The organism is Pseudoalteromonas sp. TB25, from assembly GCF_000497995.1.
Classification (GTDB): Bacteria; Pseudomonadota; Gammaproteobacteria; order Enterobacterales; family Alteromonadaceae; genus Pseudoalteromonas; species Pseudoalteromonas distincta.
This window is the reverse complement of the sequence record NZ_AUTI01000401.1, coordinates 1-7,314: the sequence shown is the minus strand read 5'-3', so window position 1 is coordinate 7,314 and position 7,314 is coordinate 1. Positions and strand designations below refer to the sequence as shown.

Annotated in this window: 6 protein-coding genes; 5 read left to right on the top strand and 1 reads right to left on the bottom strand. The window is 39.5% G+C overall.

Going from position 1 to position 7,314, the window contains the following annotated elements; genetic code table 11:
• The 4 genes from L652_RS0117835 to L652_RS0117820 form a co-directional block, all read left to right on the top strand.
• The coding region (locus tag L652_RS0117835) for a membrane protein (RefSeq protein WP_024603586.1) at positions 1–1,367 on the top strand (1,367 nt) is incomplete at its 5' end.
• Between the two features lie 60 nt (positions 1,368–1,427).
• Positions 1,428–2,951 carry a mannitol dehydrogenase family protein gene (locus tag L652_RS0117830; protein WP_024595734.1) on the top strand — a complete coding sequence of 508 codons (1,524 nt, stop codon included), beginning with the start codon at positions 1,428–1,430 and terminating at the stop codon, positions 2,949–2,951.
• A 2-nt stretch (positions 2,952–2,953) separates the two neighbouring features.
• The gene (locus L652_RS0117825) at positions 2,954–3,871 is read left to right on the top strand and encodes a carbohydrate kinase (RefSeq protein WP_024595733.1); all 918 of its coding nucleotides are present in this window, start codon (positions 2,954–2,956) and stop codon (positions 3,869–3,871) included.
• Positions 3,872–4,130: 259 nt separating this feature from the next.
• Positions 4,131–5,600: a carbon starvation CstA family protein gene (locus tag L652_RS0117820; RefSeq protein WP_004334688.1), complete on the top strand. Its 1,470-nt coding sequence runs from the start codon at positions 4,131–4,133 to the stop codon at positions 5,598–5,600.
• An 84-nt stretch (positions 5,601–5,684) separates the two neighbouring features.
• On the opposite strand, the gene L652_RS0117815 is transcribed toward L652_RS0117820, so the two are convergent.
• Positions 5,685–6,203, bottom strand: a complete 519-nt coding sequence (locus L652_RS0117815) for a helix-turn-helix domain-containing protein (protein ID WP_024595732.1) — start codon at positions 6,201–6,203, stop codon at positions 5,685–5,687.
• Between the two features lie 389 nt (positions 6,204–6,592).
• Between L652_RS0117815 and L652_RS0117810 the strand changes: the two genes are divergently transcribed.
• On the top strand, positions 6,593–7,213 hold the full coding sequence (locus L652_RS0117810) for a glutathione S-transferase (RefSeq protein WP_024595731.1): 621 nt from the start codon (positions 6,593–6,595) through the stop codon (positions 7,211–7,213).
• Positions 7,214–7,314: the final 101 nt, after the last annotated feature.

The window sequence follows — 7,314 nt, the reverse complement described above, 5'->3', positions numbered from 1 at the left end:
CGGCCGCGATGATCACGGTATCCTCCACCGCCGTGCGGTTTTTGTTTGATATACCTGCGCAACTTGATTGGTATCCAAATAGCTTTTGGTTTGTAGCCATTGTTTTAGCTGTTGGCTCCATTGTTGTATTTGTTGCGATGTATGGCTTTTCTACGGTTGCTGACTTTTCAAAGCTGTGTGCGCCGTGGCTATTTGTTATATTTATTGCAGGCTCGTTTGCGTTATTCCCTGAGCTTTCAAATCACGTATTAGGTTCTACCTCTTTAACTAGCTTTAGCGACTTTATGACCATAGGTGACTCCTCCATATGGACGGGCACCAATGCCGATGGTGAAAAGGGCATTGGCCTATTAGAAGTGATTGGCTTTGCATGGGCTGCTAACTCAATAACTCACTTTGGTTTAATCGACATGGCTATTTTTAGATTTGCTAAACGCAAAAGCTATGGTTTGTTTTCTGGTGTGGGCATGTTTTTTGGTCATTACTTAGCGTGGATCTCTGCCGGTATTATGGGCGCAGGTGTTGCGGTATTACTTAAAACAACTATTTCATCACTTGATCCGGGCGATGTTGCATACCATGCATTAGGTTGGACTGGATTTGTTATTGTAATTATAGCGGGCTGGACTACAGCTAACGCAAACCTTTACCGCGCAGGTCTTGCTGCACAATCTATATTTGTAAATCAGTCACGTGAGCGTACAACCGCTATTGTAGGTGTTGTAACCGTGATTATTGCGTGTTTCCCGTTTGTATTTTCACAAATGCTACCGCTACTTACTTACGCCGGCTTATTAGTTGTGCCTGTGGGCGGTATTGTGTTTGCTGAGCATGTGTTATTTCCTAAAATTGGCCTAACACGTTACTGGGCTAAATATAAAAATATTACCCGCAGCGTACCGGCTATAGCATCTTGGGCGTTAGCACTTGTGTTTGGCTTTGGCTTAAACGCAATTGATGTAATGTCGTTTTACTACTTGTTTATTCCTACATGGATTTTCACCATTGTTGTTTACACGCTTTTAGCTAAAAAATACGGCGCTGGTGACGACTACACACAAGAAATTGCAGCAGAAAAACAAGAGCAACGTGATATTAAAGAATATCAAGCAGCTGAGGCTAAAGACATTCCAAAGCCAGTAATTGACAGCTCTGTATTTACAAAAGTACTTAACGCAGTTTCTACGGTTTCACTGGTTATTATTTTCATATTTGCCAGCCAAGTGATGTTTTTCAGTGAAACTATGAGTATGTACAGCGCTAATAAATCGCAATTCGAAATTGCCTGTTTTATTTGTACTGTTATTTATTTTGTTACTGCGTACTGGTCGTTAAAACGCCATAAAGTACTCAATACAGCATCGTAATTACTTATCGTAATACAGTATCGTAATTTATATTTTATTTTTGTTTAGTAAGGTCGCACCATGACGCAACATCAACACACAAACGCTCTTGTTACAGGGCTAAACCAACAGAGCTTGGCTCAATTACCAAGCCATGTTGATACACCAACCTACGACCGTAGCGCTGTTAAAGCGGGAATTGTACATATTGGCGTGGGCGGTTTTCATCGTGCTCACCAAGCGGTATATGTTAACGAGCTTTTAAAAACCCCAGGCTCTGAGCAGTGGGGCATATGTGGTGTTGGCCTGTTAGAGGGTAACCGTGGTCTGCGTGATATTTTAAAGCAGCAAGATTACCTTTACACGCTTACTGTTAGACACCCAGACGGTACAATAGATAACAAAGTAATTGGCTCAATGATCGACTTTTTGTTTGCTCCAGAGGACAAACAAGCGGTAATTAATAAGCTAGCGCACAGCGATACTAAAATTGTGTCGCTTACTATTACTGAAGGCGGTTACAACTTTAACCCTGCAACGGGCGAGTTTGATTACAGTAATCCAGATATTATTAACGACATTAATAACCCAAACTACCCAATTACAGCGTTTGGTTACATTACTGCTGCGTTAAAACTTCGTAAAGAGCAAGGCCTAGGCGCGTTTACAGTACAGTCGTGCGATAACATTCAGCACAACGGTAACGTAACACGCAAAATGCTTTTAGCCTTTGCTACAGAGCAAGACAAAGACCTAAGTGAGTGGATTGAGCAAAACGTATCGTTTCCAAATGCGATGGTTGACCGTATTACACCGGTATCTAAAAAGAGTGATATTGATTACGTGGTTGATGCATATGGTGTTAGCGACGAGTGGCCAATTACCTGTGAGTCGTTTACACAATGGGTAATAGAGGACACATTTAGTGACTCTCGTCCAAATTGGGATGTTGTTGGTGCTCAGTTTGTTACTGATGTAACGCCTTATGAAACCATGAAAATACGTTTACTTAATGCAGGGCATTCTGTACTTGGTTTATTAGGTTCAATCCATGGCTACGGCACTATTGACGAAACGGTATCGGATGAATTATTTGCCACATACCTACGTGCTTTTATGGATAAAGAAGTAACCCCAAACCTTGAACCACTTGAAGGCATTGACCTTGAAAGCTACAAAGATACGTTAATAGAGCGTTTTGCTAATCCTAATATTAAAGACAGCCTAGCGCGTATCTGTAGTGAAAGCTCAGCTAAACTGCCTAAGTTTTTAATTGCCACAATTAACGAAAACCTAGTACAAGGTCGAGATGTATCACTGGCAACGCTTGTTATTGCTACTTGGTGTTTGTACAGCGATAAAGGTTTAAGTGAAAACGGCGAGCAACTTGAAATTCAAGATGCTATGCACAAAGAGCTTAATTCTTACGCGCAAGAGACTCAAACTAGCCCGATTGCATTTTTAAAGTTAACGAGCTTGTTTGGTAAGCTTGAGCATAACGAAACGTTTACTGCTGAATATAAAAAGTCGATTGCTGCGTTGTATGCACCTAATAGTAAAATTAAAGCCATTATGCAGGCTGTACTTGATCAAAAGAGTAACTAATTATGAGCATTTTAATTAATCATAAATCAGGCGAAAACGTAAGTGTTAGCTGTTTTGGCGAAGTACTGTGGGATTGTTTTGATTCAGGTAAACGCTTAGGTGGCGCGCCACTTAACATGTGTGTGCGTATTAACTCACTTGGCATTAAAGCCGACATGATCAGCGCTGTTGGTAACGACGAGTTAGGCGCTGAGCTACTAGGCGAAATTACTAGCAAAGGTGTAAGCTGCGAATACATTGCTATTAATAGTGACAAAAAAACTAGCACGGTTGAGGTAACGCTCGACAGTGGTGGCTCTGCAAGTTATGAAATAGTGGCAGACTCTGCGTGGGATAATATAGCGCTTACCGATGAGTTACTTAGTAAAGTTAAAAGTAGCGATGTATTTGTATTTGGCAGCCTAATTGGGCGAAGCGAAGCGTCTTTAGCAACATTAAATCAACTAGTTGATGTAGCAAACTTTAAAGTATTTGACGTAAATCTACGTGCACCGCATTACAAGCTAGAAACACTTGTAGATTTAATGAATAAAGCAGACTTTATTAAGTTAAACGATGAAGAGCTATACGAAATTGCAAAAGCGATGGGTTGTAAGTTTCATTCGCTTGAACAAAATTTAGCGTTTATAGCACAGCAAACAAATACCGATTACTTATGTGTAACCAAAGGTAGCCACGGTGCTTTATTAACAATCAAAGGCGAGAATTTTTATAATTCAGGTTATTTAATTAGCGTAATTGACACTGTTGGCGCAGGGGATTCGTTTTTAGGTTCGTTAATATATCAGCTTTGTAGCAACGACGACGCGCAATATGCCGTTGACTTTGCATGTGCCGTTGGAGCAATGGTCGCCGAAAGTTCTGGTGCAACACCTACTTTAACGCATCAACAAATTAGTGAGTTTATGAACCCACTTTAAAAAAACATTGTGTGTGAAAGCGGTTATACGTAAAAGTTTAACCGCTTTTTTTGTGCCTAAAATAAGACATAGGCGATAAGTGAGTGTTAAGTGCGCAGGTTGCGTAAATAGTGGCTTATATCGATTATTGTATTAGCTAAACGTCTTATTGTTTGAGGGTTAAAGCTTTGTTATCGTTCGTCGATTATTCACGGATTGAAAAGGCGGGGCGACACACAATGCGCTCTATAACTAAAATACAAAAAGAGAAACGTGCTTTATGATCATCTTTTTTATCTGCCTCACTATTTTAATACTGGGCTATAAGTTTTACAGCCCATTTGTTGAAAAACAAGCCGGTTTGGATTCAACTGCTGACACACCACAAAAACGCTTTAGCGAAGGTGTTGATTACGTAGCTATTCACCCTGTACGAGCATTTTTAATTCAGTTTTTAAACATTGCTGGCGTAGGTCCAATATTTGGCCCAATTTTAGGTGCTTTATACGGACCAGTTGCACTAGTATGGATTGTACTTGGTAATGTTTTAGGTGGAGCTGTACACGACTTCTTCTCAGGTGTAATGAGTATAAAAGAAGACGGTAAAAGCCTACCAGAAATCGCAGGCCATTATTACAACGTCGTATTTAAAGGCTTTATGCTTGTATTTACTGCCATGCTACTGTTTTTTGTAGGTGTAGTATTTATTATGAGCCCTGCAGGTTTGCTAAGTAACCTTGATTTTTTTGAAGGTACAATACTGGCAAACAACACCTTTTGGGTACTTGCTATTTTAGCGTATTACTTTTTAGCTACCTTGCTACCAATTGATAAAATTATCACTAAGTTTTACCCAATTTTTGGTGCGCTAATGATTGTAATGACAGTGGCAATTGCTATTTCATTACTTATTAATGCGCCGCACTTACCGGTACCAAGTGACTTTTTAGCTTACTTTGAAGCTGATCACGCACATGACTTTTTAGAGCCAAACCCAGATGGATTACCAACATGGCCATTGTTATTTATAACAATTACCTGTGGTGCTATTAGTGGTTTTCACTCTACTCAAGCGCCTATTATTGCGCGCTGTTTAACTAACGAAAAATACGTACGTCCAGTTTATTACGGCGCTATGATGTGTGAAGGTATTGTAGGTTGTGTATGGGCACTTGCTGGTATTGCAGCGTTCCCAGATGGTTACGCAGGCTTAAAAGCATTGCTTGACCAAGGTGGTCCAGGCTTAGTTGTTAACCATGTAGCTAACAGTTACTTAGGCGTATTTGGCGGTATAATGGCAATTATTGCAGTAGCCGTATTCCCAATTACTTCTGGTGATACAGCGTTCCGCTCATTACGTTTAACTGTTGTTGATGCGTTTAATATTCCACAAAGCTTACGTAATCGCTTACTAGTGGCGGTGCCTATACTTGCTATAGCGTACTTTATGACGAAGCTCGATTTCTCATTAATTTGGCGCTACTTTGCATTTTCAAACATGCTGCTTTCTACAAGCGTATTATGGCTTGCCACTAAGTACTTGTTTGACCGTGGTACATTCCATTGGATTGCCAGTGTTCCTGCTGTTATAGCAACAGCGGTAACGGTTTCTTATATTGGCACTGCAGCAATTGGTCTTAACTTATCAAGCGATTTAGGTAAACCTATTGGCGCTGTAGTAACAGTGATTGGCTTAATTGTTTTAGCAATTGTGCACTCTAAGCATAAAGTTAAACCAACAGCGGTTTAATAATCACATAAGTTATTTCAAGCATTAAAAAAGCGAGCTATTGATAATCAATAGCTCGCTTTTTTTGTGTACTAAATTTAGGTATTACTGAGTTGCAAGTTCAAAGTAACTATTATCGTCGAGCGTTTTGCTTATCATCATAGCGCCCTCAAGCAGGCTCACTGTTTGAATAGCTGCTTGAGCGGGGTTAGGCTCACCATTAGTTAAGTGTGCAGCGCTAAGCCATGTTAGATTTTGATTAAAAAAGCGTTTTACTTCAAGGCGTACTTTATCTGGAAGGCTATCGCTTTCGGCTCCTAGTAACCCACATAAACACATTTTTTTATCGGTTACTAATGCACGTCTAAAAAGCTGAGTGTACACATCAATAGGATTTTTACCGCTTGCTTTAAGCTCGCTTGGCTCGCCTAACGCAGCTAAAAAAGAATTAGTATATTGATGAGCAAGCTCAGCACCTAAATCGGCCTTAGTCGCAAAGTGATAGTGCACACTGGCGCTTTTAATTCCAACTTCGCTTGCGAGCTCTCTAAAACTAAAATTACTGTATCCGCCAAGGCGTACCTTGTTTTCAGCTGCTTTTAATAAAGCTTCTTTTTTACTCATTTTTAATATTTCCTATCTGCAGTAACACCAGTTTTATTAAAAACATGATCATTGTATCGCATTAAATAACACACTAACTGCGTTAAAAATTATTCATACAGAATAACTAGATGTCATGATTTTCGCCTCGTTATTGCGCTATTTTCCTAGCGCAATAATAGATCACTTATTTAATGCAATTGGTACAGCAAAATTATCGACCAGTAGGTAGTTATTTACAAGTGTTTTTACTTTTAAGCAACTCCATAATTTTATTATGAATTAAGTTAAATCCCATAAATCAGAAAAATTTAAACGTTGACTTAAATTTAGTTTAATATTATAAATTACCTATCGATAGGTAGGTTCCGCCATTGGCTCACTTTTAAACAATAAAGATAGAGATTGCTATGAAAATTTATGATGTAGAAAACTTTCCAAACCCACTTCGTGTTCGTATCGCTTTAGCTGAAAAAAATGCCACTGCAAATGTTGAGTTTGTACCTGTTGATTTATTAAATGGTGAGCACAGAACAGAAGCCTTCTTAGCTAAAAATCCATTAGCAGGTGTGCCCGTATTAGAGCTAGATGACGGCACGTTTATATCAGAAAGTACCGCTATTACTGAGTATATTGATACCGCATTTGAAGGCCCATCTTTAATGGGTGAAACCGCAAAAGAGCGTGCAGTAATTAACATGATGCAAAAACGCGCAGAATCTATGGTGCTTGACGCTGTGGCAACTTACTTTCATCATGCAACTGATGGCTTAGGTCCAGAGCTTGAAACGTATCAAAATGTGGCTTGGGGTGAAAAACAAGGCGAAAAAGCACGCCAAGGGTTTAGCTATTTTAATGATGTACTAGCGCAATCGGCGTTTGTTGCTGGTGAGCAGTTTAGTATTGCTGATATTACATTGTATGCTGGGATGGTATTTGCTGGATTTGCACAAATAGCAATCCCGAATGAGTTAACCCATTTAGTTGCATGGCAAGAAAAAGTAGCAAAACGCCCAAGTGTTGCAGCTTAATTAGGTTATTAGTTTAAAATTTAAGTGGAGTTACGGTTAGGAGCCAAATATGAAAATTGCTGCCGATTTTAGTAAACGAGTTGTGGTACATAGCGAATCAC